Genomic DNA, 18,951 nt, shown 5'->3' with positions numbered 1-18,951 from the left:
TGACAGGAGCGCGTTACTTTGTTGCCACTCAAAACGGTGAGATCCGCTTCATGACGAATGTTGCCCAGATGGTCGATGCGCCGACATCGGCATCGTTGACCGCCAAGCTGCGCAGCATGATGACCAGGCTGTGGCCTTCGGCGCTCCTCTACAGCGCCCTCCTCGTTGCCGCGATCCTGGCTTTGAAGCTGCCTGGCGCCACGGATTATGTCGGCGCGGATAACGATGACGGTATGCGGCTTGTCGAGGTGCGCGATTTCCTGAACGGCCAGGGCTGGTTCGACCTGATGCAATACCGGATGGGTCTCGGCGAGGGCACGTTGATGCACTGGTCCCGCCTAATTGACCTTCCGATCGCCACGCTGATCAGATTTTTCGAGTTGTTTCTCCCGCAGGAGCGGGCAGAGGCGCTTGCGCTTGCCGTCTGGCCGCTTTCACTAACCGTCCCCAGTCTCTGGGCCATGGGGCTTGCCGGGCGCCGCATCGGCGGCGTGTTCGGAATGCACATCGCCTTAGGGCTGACCGCAATGCTGTTGGTCGCCAGCAACCGTTTCCTGCCTGGCGCAATCGACCACCACAATGTCCAGTTCGCGCTGGTCGCCATCATGACGGCGATGCTGCTCGACGAAGACCATCGACCGCTCAGCTACGCGGTCGCAGGACTGGCGGCAGCAACCGCGATTGCCATCGGCGCCGAAACAACGCCTTTCGTGGCGGCAGCGTGCGTGGTTGTTGCCATCTCGTGGGCGTGGGAAGGCGAGCCGTTCGCAGGCGCAGCCAAGGCTTTCGGATTGGCCTTGGCTCTCTCGATCAGTCTGCTTTTCTTCGGCACCGTTCCACCGCGGCTCTATTCGGCAGTCAGCTGTGATAACCTGTCACTCGGCTACTACAGTCTCGCGGCGATTGGCGGCGGGCTGTTGCTGTGTGCCGCCACCCTCGCCAGCAGAACAAGCCGGCTGCTGCGGTTTGTCGTTCTGGGCGGGATCGGCGCGGTCGTCCTCGCCTCTGCGATCACGATCGCTCCGCAATGCCTCCGCAACCCGCTGGCTGACCTCGATCCACTCCTTGTCACGCTATGGTTGGACGGGGTGCAGGAAGCTCAGTCGATTGTTGCGCTAGACCAGCGGGATCCGTTCACGCTCGGCTTTTTCTACGCAACCGGGGTTTTCGCAATAGCCGTCTGCATCCTTCGCCTTGTTTTCAGGGACCGGGTGCGAATTCACCTGATCCTTCTTTTCCTTCTTTCCGTCAGCTGGGCAATCGCGGCCTTTCAGGTGCGCGGCACGATGTTTTCCAATCTTCTCGCGGTCCTGCCGCTGACGTTGCTGATCATCGACCTGCGACGTCTATCGGCCAGCGACAGCGAGGATGTCGCCGCTGCCTTCTGCTACCTTTCCACTGTTCTTATGAGTGTGGCGGCAGTCTGGGGGCTCACGGGAGGGCTGATCGGTATGCAGGTGAACAACGAGAGCGTCCTGCAAGCGGCGTCCACAAAAACCTCTTGTGCGTCGAAGTCGGCTCTGGCGCCGTTGGCCGATGTTCCCCCGGGCCTTGTGGCGGCGCCGTCCGACGTGGGCGTCTCGATTCTCCGCTTTACAGGGAACCGGATTCTGGCCGCGCCGTACCATCGAAACCAAGGTGGCATGCTGACGGAAATGCATATCGGCCTGGCAGAACCGCAGGAAGCCGAGGCCTTCCTGAAGGGTGCAGGGGTCACGGTTCTGGCTTTTTGCGCCGACTATCCGCAGACCACGGAGCTCGCCAAAATGAAGCCGGATGGTCTTTACGCGCAGCTGACTAAGGGAATGGTCCCGGCTTACCTGAGGCCGATTCCAGCGCCCAAAGGTGCACCCATTCGGTTCTTTCGTTACGTGCCCACTGGGACGTAGAATTTAGACGAAGCGTCGGCGATCGAGGATACGCGCGAAAGCGTGGAGGCCGAGAAGGCAGATCAGAAGGCCAGCGTCATAGCAAACGATCGCGGCTGCAAGATCCAGAATGGATGTCAATGACATCAGGGCCGCGCAGGCGTAGGCGACGCAGACGAGGCAGCCGACCAACACCATCGAAAAGATCGAACGCATTGGCGCAGTGGCAAAGCCCAGTGTGGTGGCTGTCAAAGCGATCATCAGCATCTCCTGATTTGCTTCAGTATAGACGGGTCTGTCTTGTCGAACAATTAATGGAAGGGTTTGTTGCGGTTTTCCCCAGTGTTCGCAATCGGCACAGGAGCGCCCGTGGCGGGACGGGCACCTAAGCGAGCCCGAGAACGCTCTCTGCCGTAGTACCGGTGGCATGGACACGGGAAACCCGCAGCGGCAGCAGCGACCCGTCTGAAACAGAGGCAAAGGTCAGAACCTGCCCCGACGCCAGGGTCACAGCCAAGTCTCCGCCGATGCCGACATAGACCGCTCTTGTAATCTCCGGCAGATCGAGATTGTCATTGGGAACGATGGCGAAGCCGGCGCTTGCCGGACCAGTAAGAGAGGGAGCGTGGGAAGCAAAACGGTCGGACATGCAAACTCCTTTTGTCGTTTGCCCGATCATCGCTCTCCAAGGATTGTCGGGGAAAACGGTCCCGCGAGTTTCGCGGCGTGGTTCAATGAAGCAATTGATTTGCCACGGAAAAAGCCGAGCTCTTGCGAATTCGGTTGAAAAAACATCCCCCTGTCGAGCCAGAAGCGACGCCTTCCCTGTCTACGTCGCCGCCGAGGGGCTGGTTGAAAAAGCGCTCATACCGGTCGAAGAGCTTCCTTACGCTGATCTCCATGGTTTCCTCTCCGGATGCGGCTTGGTTCGGCAAGGGCGTGAGCCGAAAAAGCCGTTGTTGCGAAATTCCGATTAAGCGGCCTTGCGCCTGGTTTTTTGTAATACCGCCAGACTAGCATGCGGCAAATGGCTGAGTGCGCAGAATGCCTACGAAGACAAGGGCTGCTCTTTGCCGCCGCATCGGCTAGAACAGGACCATGAGCAATGTCTTCGAGAATGATTCGCCGAGCAATCTTGCCGAGTATTCGGTTTCGGAGCTTTCCGGCTCGATCAAGCGCACCGTCGAGACTGCCTTCGACCAGGTGCGTGTGCGGGGCGAAATTTCCGGCTACAGAGGGCCCCACTCTTCCGGCCACGCCTATTTTTCCTTGAAGGATGACCGCGCGCGTATCGATGCCGTCGTCTGGAAGGGCAATTTCTCCAGGCTGAAATTCCGTCCCGAAGAAGGGATGGAGGTGATCGCCACCGGCAAGGTGACGACATTCCCCGGCTCATCGAAATATCAGATCGTTATCGAAACGCTGGAACCGGCCGGCGCGGGCGCGCTGATGGCGCTCATCGAGGAACGCAAGCGCAGGCTTGGCGCCGAGGGGCTCTTCGACCAGTCCCGCAAGCGGCGGCTACCCTTCATGCCGAAGGTGATCGGCGTCGTGACCTCGCCGACGGGCGCGGTCATTCGCGACATTCTCCACCGCATCTCCGATCGTTTCCCGGTTCATGTCATCGTCTGGCCCGTCAAGGTCCAAGGCGACGGTTCCGGCGAAGAGATCGCCAACGCCATCAGAGGCTTCAACAGCTTCGAGCCTGGTGGGGACATGCCGCGCCCGGACGTTCTGATTGTCGCCCGTGGCGGCGGCAGCCTTGAAGATCTCTGGAGCTTTAACGACGAAATCGTTGTGCGTGCCGCTGCCGAGAGCCAGATCCCGCTGGTCTCGGCGGTCGGACACGAAACTGACTGGACGCTGATCGACTACGCCGCAGATGTGCGCGCACCGACGCCGACCGGAGCGGCCGAGATGGCGGTTCCGGTGAAGGCCGAACTGGGGGCGCAGACAGCAGCACTCGCCGCGCGCCTGCAGGGGTGTATGAACCGCCGCATGGACCATCATCGCCAGTCGGTTCGGGCTCTCGTCCGCGCGCTGCCTTCTCTGGATCAGCTCTTGGCCCTGCCGCGGCGCCGGTTCGATGAGGCGGCCGCCGGTCTTGGCCGCGGTCTCGAACTCAACACGATCAATAAGCGCCGTAGTTTTGAGCGGATCGCCGCGCATTTGCGGCCCGATGTCCTGTCGAACCGCATTACGGAGCGGCGCCAATATCTGAACGAACGTATGACGCGCGCGGAGCGGACGATCGAGCGTCTTCTCGACCGCTCGAAATCGCGGGTTGGCCGTGCGGACGCGATTTTTGCGACGCTGCCGGCGCGCCTGAAGACGCAGACGGCGCGCCAGCGTGATCACCTGGCCAATCTGTCACGTCACGCCGACACCGCTGTCAGGCATCAGCTAACGCGGGCACGCGGTGAGCTCACGGCTCAAGATCGTGTACTGCAGTCCCTATCTTACAAGAACGTGCTGAAGCGAGGCTACGCGGTTATCCGGGACGACGAGAACAGGCCCGTGTCGCAGGCGGCGATGTTGGCGTCGGGGACAGGCATCTCGATCGAGTTTGCGGATGGTCGTGTCGGCGCGGTGACGACGGACGGGGGCGCGTCCTCCTCCGCGCAGAAGAAACGAGCCGCGAAACCGCACGACGAGCAGGCGCCGCCAAAGCAGGGAAGCCTATTCTAGGTGGTCATCAGCCGCTGAATGTCGCGCGGACATCATGGAAATGCAACATATGCGTGCCAACCTCTCGATAAATGGGAGGGAGAAACATGAGGCTTGCATCGTTCAATGTCGAAAACCTGTTCGACCGCGCAAAGGCCATGAACCTGGACACCTGGGCGGAGGGGCGAGTCGTTCTGGACCGCTTTGCAGAATTGCAGCAATTGCTGGGGCAGGTCACCTACAGCAGCGCCGACAAAGCCCGCATGGCCACCTTGATCATCGAGCTCGGCATGGAGGAGAGCGATACCGGCCCCTTTGTCATTCTTCGTCGCAACCGGGGCAATCTTCTGAAGCGGCCAAGGACTGGCGGCGTTGTGATAACGGCCAATGGTCGCATCGATTGGGTCGGGTCGCTCGAGCTGCGAGACGAGCCGATCAATGAAATCGCCATGCAAAATACCGCACGCGTCATGAGCGACCTCGACGCCGATATTCTGGGGATTGTGGAAGTCGAAAGTCGGCCGGTCCTTACGGCGTTCAATATGCAGGTGTTGCCGGCTGTTGGCGGTATGCCTTTCAATCAGGTCATGGTCATCGATGGCAACGATGAGCGGGGGATCGATGTCGGGCTCCTGACGCGCAACGGCTTCGTCCTCGATATCATGCGCAGCCACGTCGACGATCGGGTTGCGGCAGGCAACCCGATCTTCTCCCGCGATTGCCCGGAGTACTACGTGACCACGCCTGCAGGGGTGACGCTGCTTGTCATGGTCAATCATTTCAAGAGCAAGGGTTTCGGGAGCGCCCAGTCCTCCGATGCTCGCCGGCATGCGCAAGCGCAACGAGCTCGGGACATCTACGAGAAGCGCATCGCCGAAGGGTTCGACCATGTCGCGCTGATTGGTGACCTGAACGACACACCAGACAGCGCTCCGCTGACTCCGCTGAAAGAGAGCACGCTCCGGGACGCCTTTACACATCCCGCGTTCGACGACGGCGGTTTTCCCGGCACCTTCGGCCTTGGCAACGCCGGCAACAAGATCGACTACCTCCTCCTGTCGCCGAAGCTTTTCGACAAGGTCGAGCGCGGCGGCGTCTTCCGCAAAGGCGCCTGGCCCGGAAGCCGGCCGAGACGCTGGGAGACGTATCCGGAACTCACCGAGCCAAAACACGCGGCGTCCGATCATGCCGCGATCTGGGTCGACCTGAACATCTGAGGCCAAAGCAAGGAGGCCGCTTCCCACCGATGCCAAGGGTACACGCGAGGAGGGCGGCTGGTCCGGCTACTCGAATGTCGCCAGAAACTTGCGCAGCAAGGCGTCAAGCTGCGCTTTCTCCTCGGCGCTGAAGCCCTGCGTCAAGCGTTGCTGATTTGCGACGTGCAGACCGACTGCGCTTTCCACGGCGGCAAGTCCCGCTTCGGTCAGGGCGATGAGGACGCTTCGCCGGTCGTCGGGATTGAGAACGCGCTCGACCAGCCCGGCTTTCTCCAACTGGTCGATCCGGTTGGTCATGGTGCCGGAGCTGACCATCGTCATGGAGAGCAGATCGCCCGGTGAGAGCCGATACGGCGCGCCCGAACGTCTGAGGGTTGCCAGCACATCGAAGGACGAGGAGGACAGTCCCTGCTGCTGCAACACCTGGTCCACCTCGCGGGCGAGATGCGTCGTCAGCCGTTTCAGCCGACCCATGATGCCCATCGCCTCGGTATCAAGGTCGGGGCGCTCCCTTTTCCATTGTGCAAGTATCTTGTCGACGCGATCCATCGGCCAGCCCATTCTTCCGGGAGACTGTTATCACCATGTCTCTTGACGTCAAGATAAATGGCACTAGATTATATTTATCTTGATATAGAGATTCTTGAGATGAAGACAATTAGAACGCCTCTTTCCGATGTCCTGATCACGGCGCTGGCGCCAACGATCTGGGGCAGCACCTATTTCGTGACGACATCCTTCCTGCCGCACGGATATCCACTGACGGTCGCTTTCCTGCGCGCCTTGCCGGCCGGGCTTCTGCTGCTTGCGGTCGTCCGGCAACTGCCGCAAGGGATCTGGTGGGCTCGCGTGTTTTTGCTCGGCGGCCTCAATTTCTCGTTCTTCTGGGCAATGCTGTTTGTGTCTGCCTATCGGTTGCCAGGCGGCGTTGCCGCGACGGTTGGGGCCATTCAGCCGCTGATCGTCATTCTGCTGTCGCGCATCTTCCTCGGCAAGCCGATCCATGCTCTTGCCGTGGGTGCCGGGCTGATCGGGATGACGGGCGTCGCACTGCTGGTGCTCACGCCCAACGCGGCGCTCGACCCGATCGGCGTCGTCGCCGGCATCGCGGGTGCGGTCTCGATGGCGTTCGGCACGGTGCTGACGCGACGATGGGCTCCGCCGGTCTCAAATCTTGCCTTTACCGCATGGCAGCTGACGGCGGGCGGCATCCTGCTCGCGCCCGTCGCATTCTTCCTTGAACCCGCGCTGCCGGTGCCGACTACAGCCAATGTCCTCGGCATGGCCTATCTTGGCCTGATCGGCGCAGCCTTCACCTATCTTCTGTGGTTTCGGGGGCTCGCGCGCATCGAGCCGTCCGCCGCGGCCTCATTGGGCTTCCTTAGTCCGGTCACAGCCACCCTGCTGGGTTGGCTGGCTCTTGGACAAAGCCTGACGCCCGCGCAGCTCGTCGGCTTCGCAATGGTGCTCGCGAGCGTCTGGCTCAGTCAGCGCGCAATGTCGGTCAGGCCCACTCGCCCTGACGCATCACCGGAACCCGCGAGCCGTCTGGCCTGACGCCGTCGATATCGACCTGGCCGGAGCCGATCATCCAGTCGATGTGGATCAGGCTCGAGTTGCCGCCTTGGGCCTTGATCTGCTCCTGCGTCAGGCTGGCGCCATTGACGAAGCATTTCGAATAGCATTGGCCGAGCGCGATGTGGCACGAGGCGTTCTCGTCGAACAGTGTGTTGTAGAACAGAATGCCGCTCGCTGAGATCGGTGATGAATGCGGTACCAGCGCCACTTCGCCGAGCCGCCGTGCCCCCTCGTCGGTATCCAGCACCTTGTTCAGCACTTCCTCGCCACGCGAGGCCTTCGCTTCGACGATCCGGCCGCCTTCGAAGCGAACCCGGATATTGTCGATCAGCGTGCCCTGATGGGACAGCGGCTTGGTGCTCGAAACATGGCCCTCGACCTTGAGCGCATGCGGCGTCGTGAAGACCTCCTCGGTTGGAATGTTCGGATTGCAGGTGATGCCGTTCTTGGCGGTCGACGAGCCGCCATGCCACTCGTGGCCGTCGGCAAGGCCGACCGTCAGATCGGTGCCGGGCCCTGTGAAGTGCAAGGAAGCGAAGCGCTCCCCATTCAGCCAGTGTGAGCGTTTGGCAAGATTGGCATTGTGCTCAGCCCAGGCGGCGATTGGGTCTTCGACATCGACGCGCGACGCCGCAAAGATCGCCTTGGCGAGCTTGGCAACCGCGATCGCTTCCGGATCGTCAGGGAAGACCAGCGCTGCCCAGGACGGATTGGGGTAAGAGACGATGTTCCAGTTGATGTCGAAATTCGAGATCTTCTCCAGCGCCGGCTTGTAGGCCGCCGAGTTCGCCCGATTGGCGCGACCAACCTTTGCCGGATCCTGTTCCGAAAGCAGCATCGGATTGTCGCCTGAAACGGCAAGCCGGGCGGTGCCCTTTGCATAAGTCTTTGCCATGCCGTCATAGAGCCAATCGGATGCGCGATCGAAGCTCTGATCGCTGCCGTATCTGTAGCGCGCGAGCGTCGACTCCTCGTCGGAATAGAATGCCGTCACCAGCCCGGCACCCGCCATGTAGGCATGCTTGGTAATCAGGCGCACGAGGGGCAGGGCGACGACCGGGGCCGTGATCACGAGGTCCTGGCCCGTCTGCAACTGCAGCCCGACCTTGACGGCCACCTCCGCCAGCTTTTCAAGCTTTACGGGATCGACTGAGGTCTGGCTTTGCGGCATGAAATTCATGATCGGTCACTCCTCGAACAAAACGGATTGGCCGGTAGACTTAGACCCCTTTGCGGCGAAATTGAAGTTGCTTGTCAACCGATGGCAGCTCTTTGCCGCCACCGGCTTATGCCGGGATTAGGCGGCCGAAACGGATGGCTGCTGCAACAGTACCGCATCGTGGCGCTTCAGGAAGGCCATCAGCCGATCGGCATAGTCAGGCCCGACCGCTGCCTTCACGCTCGGCGTCTCTGACAATACTTTCCGCCAGGCCTGAACGCGGGGCAGGCGGGCAAAGATGCCGCTGTCGCCGATGGTGTCGAAAACGTCGAAGTAGCGAAAGATCGGCGCGAACACCGCATCGACCAGACTTAAGCTGTCGCCCGCGAAGTAGGGGCCGCTCTTCAGTTCCGTTTCGATGGTCGCGAACTTCGATGCAAGGACTTGCCGTTTCGCCTCTAGTTGGGCGCGGTCCTGCGTCGTCTCGTAGACCCAGAGGTCGGACAGGATCGAAGAGCCGAACTCCATCCAGCCGCGGTGGCGGGCGCGCGTCAATGGATCGGCCGGATGAAGGCGGGCGCCATCCTGCGTCTCTTCCAGATACTCGCAGATCACGCTGCTCTCAAAAAGTACCTCATGACTGCCGTCGCTGTTGCTGACGCAGAGTAGGGGAACCTTGCCGAGCGGCGAAATCTCAAGAAACCAGCCGGGCTTGTCTGCGAGATCAATGTTGATTCGCTCGAAGGGTACTCCCTTCTCCGCCAGCGCGATCGCGGCGCGCTGCACGTACGGGCAAAGGTGGTGGCTGACAAGCAGCAGAGCCGAACCCGGTGCTTGAAGTGGCAAATGATCCATAGTGGGCATCTCCATTGTAGATGCAAGTGCATGTAGTAGCTGTTGCGCCGGGGTTCAAGGTAGATGTAAATGCATGTATGAACGAAAAGAACGAAACGACGCCCTCCGATGCGGCGGTCGATGCCTGGATCGGGCTGATGCGCGCGCAGCAGCGACTGCTCGGTCAGATCGAAGCGGATCTCAAGTCGGCCGAGCTTCCGCCGCTCGGCTGGTACGACGTGCTCTGGGAACTGGTGCGCTCGCCGGAGGGCAGGTTGCGGCCGTTCGAGATCGAAGAGCGGACGTTGCTCGCCCAATACAATCTCTCGCGACTGATCGACCGCCTCGAGAAGGCGGGGCTGGTGCAGCGCCAGACGTTCGACCGGGACGGGCGCGGGCAGTGGGTGGTCGTTACCGAGAAGGGGTGGGCACTGCAGAAGCGCATGTGGACGGTCTATGCCAAGGCTATCGAGGCCAACTTCGGCGCAAAGCTGAGCAAGGCCGATGCCGCGACGCTCGGTTCTCTGCTGGCACGCTTCAGCTGAGATCAGGCAATGAGCGGTGCCGCTGCGGCCTTCAGCGTCTTCAACGCGTCCTTCGGGTCAAGCCGAACCTGTAGGCCGCGTTGTCCGCCATTGATATAAACCTGCGCCTCGGCAAGCGCCGCCTCTTCGATTGCCGTCGGCACAAGCTTCTTCTGTCCGAACGGGCTGATGCCGCCGACGTGGTAGCCAGTCAGGCGCTCGGCATCGGCGGGCTTCATCATGTTGGCGGACTTTCCGCCGAACGCGCTAGCGAGCTTCTTCATGCTGACTTCACGATCCGACGGCACGACGACGCAGACCGCCTTGCCGTCGACCTCCGCCATCAGCGTCTTCAACACGCGATGCGGCTCCTCGCCAAGCGCTTCTGCCGCCTGCAGGCCGACGCGCTCCGCGTTCGGATCATAGTCGTAGGTATGGACCGTGAAGGCAATTCCGGCTTGGCTCAGAACCTGCGTGGCGCGCGTAGTTTTCGACATCGATCAGGCCTTGAAGAAGCTGCCGTAGATCTCGGGCTTGAAGCCGATGAGCAACTTGCCGTCTGCCTCCACAACCGGCCGCTTGATCATCGACGGCTGCTCCAGCATCAGAGCGATTGCCTTGCCCTCGTCGAGATTTTCGCGCTCGGCCTCGGGCAGCTTACGAAAGGTCGTGCCGGCCCGGTTGAGCACGGTTTCCCAACCGGCTTGCTTCGTCCATGCCTGCAGGTGGGCGCGATCGATTCCGACGGCCTTGTAGTCATGGAACTGGTAGCCGACGTCATGCTCTTCCAGCCAGGTTCTGGCCTTCTTCATGGTGTCGCAGTTCTTGATGCCGTAAATGGTGACGGTCACTTAGTCCTCCAGCGTTCCAGGCTTGCGCGTTGCCTTGCTGGCAGTCTTGCAAGCAATCTTCATCAGGTCGGCGCGGCGGCGAACCAACCGCTCGGAGCTGCGGGTCACGATCAGGCCGGCCTGCGGCGCACGAATCTCGAGGCTGCCGTCAGCCATGCCGGGGCGGGTGATGAGCGTAGCAAGCACATCGCCTTCGCCAACCCATTCGCCGATATTGTGGTGGAAGAGAACCGTGCCGGCCTCCGGCGCACGGACGATCTCGATATTATCGAGCGGTACGGCGGGACCATCGAAGGCGGGCAGCGAGACGGCGGCATCGATTGCGCCGCGGCTCGCCAGGAATTTCCACAATCCATCGGCATCCTTCTTCGCCATCTCGGGATAGACATCACGGCGGCCGCGAAGCTCGACGGTGACGGACAGTTTCCGGGGCAGGCGCGATTGTTTCTCCGGCGTCTCGTATTTCCAGGCAAAACCGACGGCCTCCTCGAAGGCGGAGCTCTCGCCATCGGAGAGGAGAACCGCTTCCATATCCATCGCTGAGGCGAGATCGGCTGCCTCCGGCCAGAAGGCCTCGTCGATGTAGGCGTATTGCAGCGACTCATCATCACAATGCAGGTCGATCACCAGATCGCAGCCGAGCGCCATGTGCAGCAGCTGGCGCTTCAGCTTGTCGATGGCGGAACGGTTCTCGAGGCCCTCAAGCAACCCGTCGCGATCCTTCACCGAGATCAGCGGAAACTCGCGATTGAAATTGGTCCGTGATCCAAGATCGAAGCGGCCCTGAAGCTCGCCGAAATGCGACTGGGCCGCGCCGATCGGGTTGGCATGCGGGACGACGATGATGTCGCTCTTGATCTGACCGGCGTTTTCCGACTGGCGCAGTCTTTCACACAGGAAGTGAACCAACGCCGTGCCCGGCAGCTCGTTGGCGTGGAGAGCCGCCTGAATGTAGACCTTCGGTGCCTTGGGATCGCTGCCCTTGAAACGAAGAACCGGCAAACGCCACTCGATACCCGCCGTGTCGCCGGCAATAATGATCTCGGACGTGTTCATGTCGTTCTCCGCTTCATGCCTTGTCGCAGGAGCTTTAAGCGAGTTCGATAGCCGGAGGCAAGGTGTTATCCGCGCGCATGGAGCGGCCAGCGCCCGAGCTCTTCGTAGCCTGCTTCAACCCGGCGATTGTGTAGCAGAACGAATTCGCGCGCAGCCATCACGATTGGCTTCTGCAGGGCGATCCGCGGCACCACGTCCTTGTCGTAGAGGAGCGTGGCATGCGGCTGAAAGTTCGGGTTCAGATTGGCGTCTGCACCCAACCGGTGCATCTCGATCGCGATCTGCACATGCAGTTGTCGCAACAGTTCCCGTCCGCCATTGCCGGCCAGCACGATCGCGTTGTCCTGCGGCAGCAGGAATGTGATGACATGGTCGAAGGCGAGCTCGAACTGACACGCATCGATCGCCGTTCCTGCCTGGCGTGCCGCCGCGATGATTGCCTCGGGAATGCGGGCGCTCCTGCCGACACAATAGAGCGAGACGTGTATGGCCGCCGGCGGACGCGGCGATGCGAGGGGAAGGTAATCCTGCTGCAGCCACTGCTGGATCGCCACGCATTCGTCGAGCGATCGCGAGTCCGGCAAAATCGCAAAGAAAAGGCTTTCCCGGTCGAAGCGCGATGGTTGCTGGCGCGTCTTCGGCGAAGCGAAATCGAAAGATGCCTGCAAGTCCTCTTGCATGATCGGCTCCTGGGCAACGGCCGTTTCTCATTCTTCACCGAAGACAGGGAGCCTAACATTTGATCTTGAAATGACAAGAACAAAAAAAGAACACAAGGGGAAACGATCGACCGGAGCAAGCTCGTGCGACGCAAGAAACGGGTTGAATTCGGGCCGCGACGGCACGATCTTCGGAGTGAGCAGCAGGGAGGCAATAACCCATGCAACAGGCAATGCATCACTATCTGATTTTCGAGACGAGCGGTGGCTTCTGCGGCATCGCCTGGAATGATGTCGGCATTACGCGGTTTCAGCTGCCGACGTCGAGTGCCGAGGCAACCGAGCGATTGCTCCTTCGCCGCATTCCCGGCGCCGAGCCGGCGAAGCCGACGGCCGCCGTTGCCGAAGCTGTTGCCGCAGTGAAGCGCTATTTCAGCGGAGAGCCGACGGACTTCTCAACCGTGAAGGTCGATCTCGCTGGTCAGGATGCCTTTTTCAGGCAGGTTTACGATGCTGCCCGCCAGATCGGCTGGGGTCACACGACCACCTACGGTGCGCTCGCGAAGCAACTCGGCGTAGGGCCGGAGGCCGCCCGCGACGTCGGCCAGGCGATGGCGAAAAATCCGGTCGCCTTGATCATCCCCTGCCATCGCGTGCTAGCGGCCGGAAACAAGATCGGAGGCTTCTCCGCGCCCGGCGGCTCAACGTCCAAGCAGAGGATGTTGGAGCTCGAAGGCGTTAGCCTGGCGCCGCCAAAGCCGGTGCAGCAGTCACTTGATTTCTGATGGATGTCGCCTCGATTGAGGCGACTCTCAAATCATTCCCATTCGATCGTGCCGGGCGGCTTCGACGTCACATCGTAGACGACGCGGTTGATGCCGCGCACTTCGTTGATGATGCGGGTGGCGGCGCGGCCGAGGAATTCCATGTCGTAATGGTAGAAATCCGCCGTCATGCCGTCGACCGAGGTCACGGCGCGCAGTGCGCAGACGAATTCGTAGGTGCGGCCGTCGCCCATGACGCCGACGGTCTGGACGGGAAGCAGCACGGCGAACGCCTGCCAGATCGCGTCGTAGAGACCGGCCTTGCGGATTTCGTCGAGATAGATGGCGTCGGCTTCGCGCAGAATTTCCAGCTTTTCGCGGGTGATGCCGCCGGGGCAGCGGATCGCGAGGCCGGGACCCGGGAAGGGATGGCGGCCGATGAAGCTGTCCGGCAGGCCGAGCTCCTTGCCGAGGACGCGCACTTCGTCCTTGAAGAGCTCGCGCAGCGGCTCGACGAGCTGCATGTTCATGCGCTCCGGCAGGCCGCCGACGTTGTGGTGCGACTTGATCGTCACCGATGGGCCGCCGGTGAAGGAAACGCTTTCAATGACGTCGGGGTAAAGCGTGCCCTGGCCGAGGAAATCGGCGCCGCCGAGCTTCTTGGCTTCCTCCTCGAAGGTTTCGATGAACAGGCGGCCGATGATCTTGCGCTTGGTCTCTGGGTCGGAAACCCCTTCCAGCTCGCCGATGAACTTGTCGGATGCGTCAACGTGGATGAGGTGCAGATTGTAGTGTTCGCGGAACATGGCGACGACGTTGGCCGCCTCGTCCTTGCGCATCAGGCCGTGATCGACGAGCACGCAGGTGAGCTTGTCGCCGATGGCTTCGTGGATCAGCAGCGCTGCAACGGAGCTGTCGACGCCACCCGAAAGGGCGCAGAGGACGCGCTTGTCGCCAACCTGTTCGCGGATCGCCTCGACGGCCTTCTGGCGATAGGCCGACATCGACCAGTCACCCTTGATGCCGGCGATGTTATGAATGAAGTTGGCAATCAGCTTGGCGCCATCGGGCGTGTGTACGACTTCCGGGTGAAACTGCACGCCGTAATATTTGCGCTTCTCGTCGGCAATGAAGGCATAGGGTGCGTTCGGTGAAGTCGCGACGACCTCGAAACCTTCGGGGAGCGCCGTGACGCGGTCGCCGTGGCTCATCCACACCTGATGGCGCGAACCCTTTGACCAGAGGCCTTCGAACAGCGCGCTGTCTTCGTCGACTTCGAGGAAGGCGCGGCCAAATTCGCGGTGATGGCCGCTCTCGACCTTGCCGCCGAGCTGCATGCACATCGTCTGCTGGCCGTAGCAGATGCCGAAAACGGGCAGGCCGCTGTCGAATATGATCTGGGGCGCGCGGGGCGAGCCTTCATCCACCGTCGAGGCCGGGCTGCCGGACAGGATCACTGCCTTCGGCTGCAGGCGCTTGAAGCCTTCTTCGGCGGACTGGAAGGGAACGATCTCGCAGTAGACACCCGTTTCGCGCACGCGGCGTGCGATCAGCTGGGTTACCTGGCTGCCGAAATCGACGATGAGAACGCTGTCTGGATGTGCTGTCTGGGTCATGGCGAGCCTTTAATGAAAAGCACCCGGTCTTGCAATGCGCGAAATCCTTGGCTGGAGGATTTTATTGTCCCGATTGTCCCTGTTTAGCAGGGGTTAGAACCAGAATACGCCGTCCTCCAGTGCCGTAAACAGACTGTCGACGGCATAAGACAGCTTGCGGTCGACGACATGCAGGTATTCCGTCCAACCGGAAATGTGCTGCAGTTCCTCCACACCGTCGGAAATCCCGCGCAGGCCGATTAGCGGCAGGCCATAGGCCTGGCAGGCACGCAGGATTGCGAAGGTCTCCATATCGACCATGTCGGCGGCGATGCCGCTGTATGCCTGCCCGGACACGACGTTGCCACCGGTCGAGAGGCTTGCTTCGGCAATGCCCGGGATCCTCAGCGGCAATTCGACGACGGCGGGCAGATCGAGAAAAGGCGTGCGCCCCTTTTCGAAACCAAGTGGCGAGGCGTCCATGTCGCGATAGGAGACTGACGTGACCTGGTAGACTTCGGTCTGCTCAAGCTTGGACGAGCCCGCCGAGCCGAGCGAGACGACGAGTTGTGGCAGGTCGTCCGCGTTATCCAATTCCGTCAGTGTCCGCGTGAGGGCGACAGCCGCCTCGACGGGGCCGACCCCGGTCATCAGCGGCTCGAAGCGGGAGCGCAGGAACGGACCGTATTCGGCCTCCGCCGCCATCACGAATAGAATGGATTTGCCGGCGACCGATTTCAGCTCAAACTTCATCCCGAAATGCCCTCTCTGCCACGGATGATCATCATGGTGCTTGTCATGGAAGCAATCAGCTTTGCCGGCCCGTCGCCGATCGCGTAGCCGCGCCCGTCCGCGACGATGATGTTCGATCCCGGCTTGGTGATCTCGCCGCGAAACAGAAAACGCTCGCCCCGGCCCGGCGACAGCAGATTGACCTTGAATTCGATCGTCAGAATGGATGCTTCGGCGTCAATGACGCTATAAGCGGCAAAACCACAAGCGGAATCGAGCGCCGCGGAAATCACGCCTGCATGCAAAATACCGTGCTGCTGGGTGAGCTTGACGTCGAATGGCAGCTCGATTTCCACCGTTGCCCGCTCGACGCGGGTCAACTCGGCGCCAATGGTCTGCAGCGCCGCCTGGCGCGCAAAGTTTCTTCGGATCCGCTCGTGGAAGTCGCCGTTGTCAGTCATCGCTTTGCCTTTTTTGCCGGCGCGAAAGTGGCATGGTGCGTCGCGTCAGACAAGCGGTTCCCGGAAATCAGTTGGCAGAAGGTTTCTGCGCGCTGGATGTTGTCTGACTGACGAAGCGTCCCGTGCCGCGCGTAAAGATTGGATTCAGTCTTTTTTGGTAATTTTCCATTAGCCATTGCCTTTCAATGGTTCCCCGGTGGCGGCTCCCTGCCATCGACAATTGTTTTGCGTGCGGGTTCTCAATGCGTCTATCGGCTGCGCCAGCGTTCTTTCTTGCTTCTCTTGCTCTGTCCGGCTGCACATCCAGCTTGGGGCCGGACCTTGTCGCGAGCGTGCCGTCCCGCGAGACGACCAGCTCGGTTGCACGCCCAAGCGCGCCTGTGCCGGCAAGCCCGGTGCCATCGGCGGATGTCGCAGAAACGCCTGCGGCAACGGCGCCAAGACAGGAAGAATTGGCCTGGGCCGGCCCGGTTCCTCAGCCACGAGCCTTCGAACCGCAGGCAGGCGTGTCCGCCGCCCCCATGCCTTCGGAAAGGCCGGTTGCAACAGTCCAGCCAGCCGTGCTAACGCCGACGGCCCCCGAAATCGACGACGCGCCGCGGACACGCTCGCGGATCTACAACCATCGTTTCCGCGACGTCAAACCGATCAATTTCGGCTCCTCGTCGCCAAGAAAGCTTGCCGTCCATGGTGTCGACGTTTCGCGCTGGCAGGGCGATATCGACTGGCAGAAGCTGAGGACGCAGGGCGCGAACTTCGTTTACATCAAGGCGACCGACGGTGGCGATCACCTCGACCCGATGTTCCGGAAGAACTGGCGCGACGCTAAGCAGGCCGGGATCAAACGCGGGGCCTATCACTTCTTCTACTGGTGCCGCACGGCGGGCGAACAGGCTGACTGGTTCATCCGCAACGTTCCCCGCGAAGCCGGGGCCTTGCCACCGGTCATCGACGTCGAATGGAACGGCGAGTCGAGCTGCAAGCGGCGAGTCTCGCCCGAGAAGGTTCGCGAGAAGATGCAGGTCTTCATGGACAAGCTGGAGCAGCACTACGGGCAGCGGCCGATCATCTACACCGCGCCGGACTTCTATCGCGACAACCTGAAGGGAGCCTTCCTGAACTATCCCTTCTGGCTGCGTTCGGTCGCGGCGCACCCTTCCAAGGTCTATCCCGGACGCCGCTGGGTGTTCTGGCAGTATTCAGGCTCCGGCATCTCGCACGGCGTTGACGGCCGGATCGACCTGAATGTCTTCCACGGCAGCGAAGCGGACTGGCACGACTGGGTCGCCAAAGCCGATTAGAATTCGGCAAACGAGCTCTCGTTGTCTGCCTTCGGGCGGAAGCCTCCGTGGCTCGCGACCGACGATCCCGCTGCCGCTGCTTCAGTTCAGATAGACGATCGAGGCGTTGAGAAGCGTCGCGAAACCGACCCAGATGGCATAGGGCATGAAAAGCAGCGCGGCTGCCCGGTCGGCGTTCCAGCGGTTGACGACAAAGGCGATCACTAGCCCCAGCAACAGCACGATGACGACCAGGGAGGCGGAGAGCATCCGCATGCCGAAAAAGAACGGCGACCACAGAAAGTTCAGTACCATCTGCCAGGCCCAGATCAGCATGCCGACGGAGAGATGGCCGCGCAACCATGTCCGCGCACCGGCAATACCAATCAAAACGTAGAGGGTGAGCCACACAGGGGCGAATATCCAATCAGGTGGATTGAACGGCGGCTTGGCGAGGGATTGATACCATTCACCGGGCAAATTGTTGACGCCGACAGTCAGGCCCCCGCCGAGCGCGATGGCGATGAAGACGACGTAGGTCAGGGCTCTGCTCATCCGCGCTAGATAGGGCGAGCGCACCCTCCAACCAGATCGCTAGCGATCTTTTGCGCACAATTCAGACGGCCGCAATACGCACGATATGCTGGTCCCAGGCCACGTCGCTCCGCGTTGATAAAAACCCGCCATCATAGGATGACACGGCAAAGCCGGTCTTGGCCGCTGCAATCCCAGCCGCGTCAGGCACGACCGCTTCACGCAGCACGCGGCCGCTCTTCGCATCGATCGTCACGGATGCACCGCCCTTGGGCGAGGTGATGCCGACGAGCCCATCTGCCCGGTTGATGGCGATAGCGCCGACATAGTTGGCGAGGCGGCGCGTGGTTTCGTCCGGCAGATCGACGAAGCGCAGGTCTTCTCCCTTTGCAAAGGAACCGACGAGCGGCGGCAGGTCGTTGCGGTGACCCTCGTACTGGCACGCAAACCAGATGCGGCCGCTATCGTCGACATCGACGTGACGCGTGGAGAGTTGTGCCCATTGCGACGGCAGAGAGCGCTTTTCGATCAGCGATCCCGTCGCCGCATCGATCAGCGTCAGCGAAGGCTGCATATTGAAAAGATTGAGCTTGGTGCGGCCGAAATCCGGATGCGTTTCAATCCCGCCATTGGCAATGATCAGCATGCGCCCGTCGTCGGACACCGTCATGTCATGCGGACCGACACCGTAGGTCTCGAATTCATCGATACGATCGAAACGACCGGTCGCGTCGTAAAGGCCGATCACGCCGCGATTGGCGTCGTAGGCATTCTCGCTGGCATAAAGGAGCCGACCATCTGGTGAAAAGGCGCCATGACCATAGAAATGGCGTCCCTCGGCGGCGGCAATGGTGATTGGCTCGTTCTTGCCGCGCGGGTCGAAGATCATCGCATAGGTGCCGGGCCGACGCGCAAAGGCGACGGTCTTTCCGGTCGCCCGGCTGAAGGCCATGCCATGCGCCCGCGCGGGAAGCGCAACCTGGTCGATAATTTCACCGCGTTCCGAGACCGTGGCTATGGCATAGGATCCGTCGGCCGTCCGCAAACCGGATGCATAAACAGCATCTGCACGCTCCAGTGCCATCAGCGCGCGCGGCTGCAGTGCCGCCAGGAAGGTTAGTCCGGCAGCCTTGACGAAACTGCGCCGATCAATCGCAGAGCTGTTCCACATG

Annotated in this window: 22 protein-coding genes; 7 read left to right on the top strand and 15 right to left on the bottom strand. The window is 61.3% G+C overall.

The genetic code is table 11. From position 1 onward, the window contains the following. Positions 1 to 50: 50 nt before the first annotated feature. On the top strand, positions 51 to 1,889 hold the full coding sequence (locus FHT77_RS06170) for a hypothetical protein (protein ID WP_183753432.1): 1,839 nt from the start codon (positions 51 to 53) through the stop codon (positions 1,887 to 1,889). Between the two features lie 3 nt (positions 1,890 to 1,892). Here FHT77_RS06170 and FHT77_RS06165 read toward each other — a convergent pair whose 3' ends face one another. The 3 genes from FHT77_RS06165 to FHT77_RS31200 all read right to left on the bottom strand — a co-directional run bounded on the left by FHT77_RS06165 (position 1,893) and on the right by FHT77_RS31200 (position 2,770). Next, on the bottom strand, positions 1,893 to 2,129 hold the full coding sequence (locus FHT77_RS06165; RefSeq protein ID WP_183753430.1) for a hypothetical protein: 237 nt from the start codon (positions 2,127 to 2,129) through the stop codon (positions 1,893 to 1,895). Between the two features lie 124 nt (positions 2,130 to 2,253). After that, positions 2,254 to 2,517: a hypothetical protein gene (locus FHT77_RS06160; RefSeq protein WP_183753428.1), complete on the bottom strand. Its 264-nt coding sequence runs from the start codon at positions 2,515 to 2,517 to the stop codon at positions 2,254 to 2,256. 82 nt (positions 2,518 to 2,599) lie between these two features. Beyond that, on the bottom strand, positions 2,600 to 2,770 hold the full coding sequence (locus FHT77_RS31200) for a hypothetical protein (RefSeq protein WP_246719666.1): 171 nt from the start codon (positions 2,768 to 2,770) through the stop codon (positions 2,600 to 2,602). Positions 2,771 to 2,966: 196 nt separating this feature from the next. Here FHT77_RS31200 and xseA point away from each other — a divergent pair, with 196 nt between their 5' ends. Both xseA and FHT77_RS06145 read left to right on the top strand, forming a co-directional pair. After that, entirely contained in the window at positions 2,967 to 4,556 is a 1,590-nt protein-coding gene (xseA, locus tag FHT77_RS06150) for an exodeoxyribonuclease VII large subunit (protein ID WP_183753426.1), read from the top strand. Positions 4,557 to 4,642: 86 nt separating this feature from the next. Continuing rightward, positions 4,643 to 5,752, top strand: a complete 1,110-nt coding sequence (locus FHT77_RS06145) for an endonuclease/exonuclease/phosphatase family protein (RefSeq protein ID WP_183753424.1) — start codon at positions 4,643 to 4,645, stop codon at positions 5,750 to 5,752. Positions 5,753 to 5,818: 66 nt separating this feature from the next. Here the strand turns inward: FHT77_RS06145 and FHT77_RS06140 are convergent, their stop codons facing one another. Beyond that, on the bottom strand, positions 5,819 to 6,301 hold the full coding sequence (locus tag FHT77_RS06140) for a MarR family winged helix-turn-helix transcriptional regulator (protein WP_183753422.1): 483 nt from the start codon (positions 6,299 to 6,301) through the stop codon (positions 5,819 to 5,821). Between the two features lie 99 nt (positions 6,302 to 6,400). Here FHT77_RS06140 and FHT77_RS06135 point away from each other — a divergent pair, with 99 nt between their 5' ends. Further along, a complete protein-coding gene (locus FHT77_RS06135) occupies positions 6,401 to 7,309 on the top strand; it encodes an EamA family transporter (RefSeq protein ID WP_183753420.1) in 909 nt (302 codons plus the stop codon). Here the strand turns inward: FHT77_RS06135 and FHT77_RS06130 are convergent. Both FHT77_RS06130 and FHT77_RS06125 read right to left on the bottom strand, forming a co-directional pair. Next, positions 7,257 to 8,510, bottom strand: coding sequence for an aminopeptidase (locus tag FHT77_RS06130; protein WP_183753418.1), 1,254 nt, complete (start codon positions 8,508 to 8,510; stop codon positions 7,257 to 7,259). The genes FHT77_RS06135 and FHT77_RS06130 overlap by 53 nt on opposite strands. Positions 8,511 to 8,627: 117 nt before the next feature. Further along, on the bottom strand, positions 8,628 to 9,344 hold the full coding sequence (locus FHT77_RS06125) for a glutathione S-transferase family protein (RefSeq protein ID WP_183753416.1): 717 nt from the start codon (positions 9,342 to 9,344) through the stop codon (positions 8,628 to 8,630). Between the two features lie 77 nt (positions 9,345 to 9,421). Between FHT77_RS06125 and FHT77_RS06120 the strand changes: the two genes are divergently transcribed. Then, a complete protein-coding gene (locus tag FHT77_RS06120) occupies positions 9,422 to 9,868 on the top strand; it encodes a MarR family winged helix-turn-helix transcriptional regulator (protein WP_246719664.1) in 447 nt (148 codons plus the stop codon). A 2-nt stretch (positions 9,869 to 9,870) separates the two neighbouring features. On the opposite strand, the gene ybaK is transcribed toward FHT77_RS06120, so the two are convergent. The 4 genes from ybaK to FHT77_RS06100 all read right to left on the bottom strand — a co-directional run bounded on the left by ybaK (position 9,871) and on the right by FHT77_RS06100 (position 12,434). Then, a complete protein-coding gene (gene ybaK / locus FHT77_RS06115) occupies positions 9,871 to 10,344 on the bottom strand; it encodes a Cys-tRNA(Pro) deacylase (RefSeq protein ID WP_016552399.1) in 474 nt (157 codons plus the stop codon). Positions 10,345 to 10,347: 3 nt separating this feature from the next. Further along, positions 10,348 to 10,698 (bottom strand): ArsC family reductase, encoded by a 351-nt coding sequence (locus FHT77_RS06110; protein ID WP_183753412.1) that lies wholly within the window; start codon positions 10,696 to 10,698, stop codon positions 10,348 to 10,350. Continuing rightward, positions 10,699 to 11,754 carry a succinylglutamate desuccinylase/aspartoacylase family protein gene (locus FHT77_RS06105; protein ID WP_183753410.1) on the bottom strand — a complete coding sequence of 352 codons (1,056 nt, stop codon included), beginning with the start codon at positions 11,752 to 11,754 and terminating at the stop codon, positions 10,699 to 10,701. It abuts the gene before it with no gap. Between the two features lie 65 nt (positions 11,755 to 11,819). After that, on the bottom strand, positions 11,820 to 12,434 hold the full coding sequence (locus FHT77_RS06100; RefSeq protein ID WP_183753408.1) for a 2'-5' RNA ligase family protein: 615 nt from the start codon (positions 12,432 to 12,434) through the stop codon (positions 11,820 to 11,822). 200 nt (positions 12,435 to 12,634) lie between these two features. Between FHT77_RS06100 and FHT77_RS06095 the strand changes: the two genes are divergently transcribed. Further along, positions 12,635 to 13,198, top strand: coding sequence for a methylated-DNA--[protein]-cysteine S-methyltransferase (locus FHT77_RS06095; RefSeq protein WP_018855202.1), 564 nt, complete (start codon positions 12,635 to 12,637; stop codon positions 13,196 to 13,198). A gap of 32 nt (positions 13,199 to 13,230) precedes the next feature. On the opposite strand, the gene guaA is transcribed toward FHT77_RS06095, so the two are convergent. From guaA to FHT77_RS06080, 3 genes are all read right to left on the bottom strand, one after another. After that, positions 13,231 to 14,793 (bottom strand): glutamine-hydrolyzing GMP synthase, encoded by a 1,563-nt coding sequence (guaA, locus tag FHT77_RS06090; RefSeq protein ID WP_183753406.1) that lies wholly within the window; start codon positions 14,791 to 14,793, stop codon positions 13,231 to 13,233. Between the two features lie 93 nt (positions 14,794 to 14,886). Beyond that, entirely contained in the window at positions 14,887 to 15,525 is a 639-nt protein-coding gene (locus FHT77_RS06085) for a 5'-methylthioadenosine/S-adenosylhomocysteine nucleosidase (RefSeq protein WP_016552405.1), read from the bottom strand. Next, a complete protein-coding gene (locus tag FHT77_RS06080) occupies positions 15,522 to 15,965 on the bottom strand; it encodes a PaaI family thioesterase (protein WP_183753404.1) in 444 nt (147 codons plus the stop codon). Before FHT77_RS06080 ends, FHT77_RS06085 begins: the two co-directional genes overlap by 4 nt. A gap of 242 nt (positions 15,966 to 16,207) precedes the next feature. Here FHT77_RS06080 and FHT77_RS06075 point away from each other — a divergent pair, with 242 nt between their 5' ends. Then, complete coding sequence (locus FHT77_RS06075) at positions 16,208 to 17,266, top strand: GH25 family lysozyme (protein WP_183753402.1); 1,059 nt, start codon at positions 16,208 to 16,210, stop codon at positions 17,264 to 17,266. Between the two features lie 81 nt (positions 17,267 to 17,347). On the opposite strand, the gene FHT77_RS06070 is transcribed toward FHT77_RS06075, so the two are convergent. Further along, entirely contained in the window at positions 17,348 to 17,800 is a 453-nt protein-coding gene (locus FHT77_RS06070) for a TspO/MBR family protein (protein WP_183753400.1), read from the bottom strand. 61 nt (positions 17,801 to 17,861) lie between these two features. Then, positions 17,862 to 18,950, bottom strand: coding sequence for a DUF1513 domain-containing protein (locus FHT77_RS06065; RefSeq protein ID WP_183753398.1), 1,089 nt, complete (start codon positions 18,948 to 18,950; stop codon positions 17,862 to 17,864). Position 18,951 lies beyond the last annotated feature (1 nt).

The sequence above is a fragment of the Rhizobium sp. BK181 genome (assembly GCF_014193305.1).
In the GTDB taxonomy this organism is placed as follows: Bacteria; Pseudomonadota; Alphaproteobacteria; order Rhizobiales; family Rhizobiaceae; genus Rhizobium.
This window is presented reverse-complemented; position numbering and strand designations above follow the sequence as displayed.

Coding starts and splice junctions, on each gene's coding strand:
- FHT77_RS06100 (WP_183753408.1), bottom strand. CDS start 12,434: ATGCAAGAGGACTTGCAGGCATCTTTCGATTTCGCTTCGCCGAAGACG.
- FHT77_RS06085 (WP_016552405.1), bottom strand. CDS start 15,525: ATGAAGTTTGAGCTGAAATCGGTCGCCGGCAAATCCATTCTATTCGTG.
- guaA (WP_183753406.1), bottom strand. CDS start 14,793: ATGACCCAGACAGCACATCCAGACAGCGTTCTCATCGTCGATTTCGGC.
- FHT77_RS06105 (WP_183753410.1), bottom strand. CDS start 11,754: ATGAACACGTCCGAGATCATTATTGCCGGCGACACGGCGGGTATCGAG.
- FHT77_RS06170 (WP_183753432.1), top strand. CDS start 51: ATGACGAATGTTGCCCAGATGGTCGATGCGCCGACATCGGCATCGTTG.
- FHT77_RS06145 (WP_183753424.1), top strand. CDS start 4,643: ATGAGGCTTGCATCGTTCAATGTCGAAAACCTGTTCGACCGCGCAAAG.
- FHT77_RS06075 (WP_183753402.1), top strand. CDS start 16,208: ATGCGTCTATCGGCTGCGCCAGCGTTCTTTCTTGCTTCTCTTGCTCTG.
- FHT77_RS06130 (WP_183753418.1), bottom strand. CDS start 8,510: ATGAATTTCATGCCGCAAAGCCAGACCTCAGTCGATCCCGTAAAGCTT.
- FHT77_RS06065 (WP_183753398.1), bottom strand. CDS start 18,950: ATGTGGAACAGCTCTGCGATTGATCGGCGCAGTTTCGTCAAGGCTGCC.
- FHT77_RS31200 (WP_246719666.1), bottom strand. CDS start 2,770: ATGGAGATCAGCGTAAGGAAGCTCTTCGACCGGTATGAGCGCTTTTTC.
- FHT77_RS06135 (WP_183753420.1), top strand. CDS start 6,401: ATGAAGACAATTAGAACGCCTCTTTCCGATGTCCTGATCACGGCGCTG.
- FHT77_RS06080 (WP_183753404.1), bottom strand. CDS start 15,965: ATGACTGACAACGGCGACTTCCACGAGCGGATCCGAAGAAACTTTGCG.
- FHT77_RS06125 (WP_183753416.1), bottom strand. CDS start 9,344: ATGGATCATTTGCCACTTCAAGCACCGGGTTCGGCTCTGCTGCTTGTC.
- FHT77_RS06070 (WP_183753400.1), bottom strand. CDS start 17,800: ATGAGCAGAGCCCTGACCTACGTCGTCTTCATCGCCATCGCGCTCGGC.
- FHT77_RS06120 (WP_246719664.1), top strand. CDS start 9,422: ATGAACGAAAAGAACGAAACGACGCCCTCCGATGCGGCGGTCGATGCC.
- FHT77_RS06095 (WP_018855202.1), top strand. CDS start 12,635: ATGCAACAGGCAATGCATCACTATCTGATTTTCGAGACGAGCGGTGGC.
- ybaK (WP_016552399.1), bottom strand. CDS start 10,344: ATGTCGAAAACTACGCGCGCCACGCAGGTTCTGAGCCAAGCCGGAATT.
- FHT77_RS06140 (WP_183753422.1), bottom strand. CDS start 6,301: ATGGATCGCGTCGACAAGATACTTGCACAATGGAAAAGGGAGCGCCCC.
- FHT77_RS06165 (WP_183753430.1), bottom strand. CDS start 2,129: ATGATCGCTTTGACAGCCACCACACTGGGCTTTGCCACTGCGCCAATG.
- xseA (WP_183753426.1), top strand. CDS start 2,967: ATGAGCAATGTCTTCGAGAATGATTCGCCGAGCAATCTTGCCGAGTAT.
- FHT77_RS06160 (WP_183753428.1), bottom strand. CDS start 2,517: ATGTCCGACCGTTTTGCTTCCCACGCTCCCTCTCTTACTGGTCCGGCA.